The organism is Vibrio sp. 1069, from assembly GCF_033340555.1.
Genome location: NZ_JAWOWP010000117.1, coordinates 1 through 1048, shown reverse-complemented (window position 1 = coordinate 1048; position 1048 = coordinate 1). Strand labels below are relative to the sequence as shown.

The window sequence follows — 1048 nt, the reverse complement described above, 5'->3', positions numbered from 1 at the left end:
TCGCGAATTGCGTTCACGCGGCTTAGGGTATCGTTGTGCATCTGTGTTATTCCTTCAAATTACCGCTCCTTCATGCTCAGGTGTGGGAGCTGTTTCCTTCTGCTTCGTGCAGTGATTGAGTTAAACGTCGTAGCAAGATGACGTTTAAGTCTGGGTACAACAGGCCATAGATGAGCCAAAAAGGACTATCGACTGTTAAGCTACTCATTTTAACCGCTAAGCGCAAATTGCGTCCGACATTTTTATCTAAGGTGATCGGTTTTTTGCGTGATCATCGTGCGCAGCCAATTCAAGGCTGGGTCGTTTTCTCTGTCTCTGTGCCAAAACAGAGTGTAAGCCATGGGCGGGAATTCAAGCGGCAATGGCAAGACCACCAAGTCGAGCTGTTTGGCAGCCAGTTGCACAAAGTGGCTCGGCGCAGTAAAGATGAAGTCGGTGTAAGAACACAAGCTGGCGGCACTATTGAAATCTGGAACGGTGACTGCAATATCGCGCTCTGCGCCAATGTCCGCTAAACGATAGTCCAACAACCAACGGTCGTTTCCATCACATCGCACTTGTACGTGACGAAGTGCGAGATACGCTTCGAGGTTCCACTTCTGTTTTAGTGCGGGATGGTTTTTACGAATGATGCACATCTGATGGTCGCGATAGATTTCGAGTTCGCAAATATCATCCGGTGGCAGTAGGGTAAGTTTTGCGTCATTGATGTCGATGTCTTTACCAGTTAATCCCAAATCCAGCTCACCACGCTGCAACATTTTGAAGGTGTTATCTGACCAAGGATGCGTGCTGATGGTGACGCCGGGTGCCTGTTGAAAAATCGCTGGTAAGAAATGCGGCAAGATTAATGGGTAGACACTTTCCACGGCTGCAATTTGAAAACGGTATTCACTGCTTTGGGGCGAAAACTCTTCTGGCTGGGTCAGCACTTCTAATTGGTTAATCAACAGATCCAGTTTCGGTTTGAGGAACAATGCACGTGGTGTTGGCGTTAATCCATGTGAGTTACGCGTAAACAATGGATCATCAAATTGAATGCGAAGTT

The 1048-nt window shown here is 47.4% G+C and carries 1 protein-coding gene; it reads right to left on the bottom strand.

Annotated elements, in window-relative coordinates; all coding sequences use genetic code 11:
• Positions 1-242 precede the first annotated feature (242 nt).
• The coding region (locus R7040_RS24820) for a LysR substrate-binding domain-containing protein (protein WP_318097328.1) at positions 243-1048 on the bottom strand (806 nt) is incomplete at its 5' end.